Below are 322 nucleotides of genomic sequence, written 5' to 3' on the forward strand. Positions count from 1 at the left end.
GCTCTACACCATCCGCTCCGAGCGGCTGCTGGTCGAGCAACTGGACTACAACCTGCTGTTTCGCTGGTTCGTCGGCCTTTCCGCCGATGCCCGCGTGTGGGATCACTCGACCTTCTCGCAAAATCGCGACCGCTTGTTTACCGAAGACGTCGCCCGCGCCTTCTTCATTCGGGTACGCAGCCTGGCCGAGTGGGGCAAGCTCACCAGCGACGAGCATTTCAGCGTAGACGGCACGCTGATCGATGCCTGGGCTTCGCACAAAAGCTTTGTCCACAAGGATGACGCGCCGCCACCGCCCGCAGGGCGCAATCCGGATGTCGAT

1 protein-coding gene is annotated in these 322 nt (G+C 62.1%); it reads left to right on the forward strand.

Translation table 11 applies throughout. From position 1 onward, the window contains the following. Window positions 1–322 (forward strand): transposase (locus tag C2I19_RS19485; RefSeq protein WP_146056880.1); only part of this gene is annotated, 322 nt, incomplete at both ends.

The sequence above is a fragment of the Chromobacterium alticapitis genome, assembly GCF_002924365.1.
In the GTDB taxonomy this organism is placed as follows: domain Bacteria; phylum Pseudomonadota; class Gammaproteobacteria; order Burkholderiales; family Chromobacteriaceae; genus Chromobacterium; species Chromobacterium alticapitis.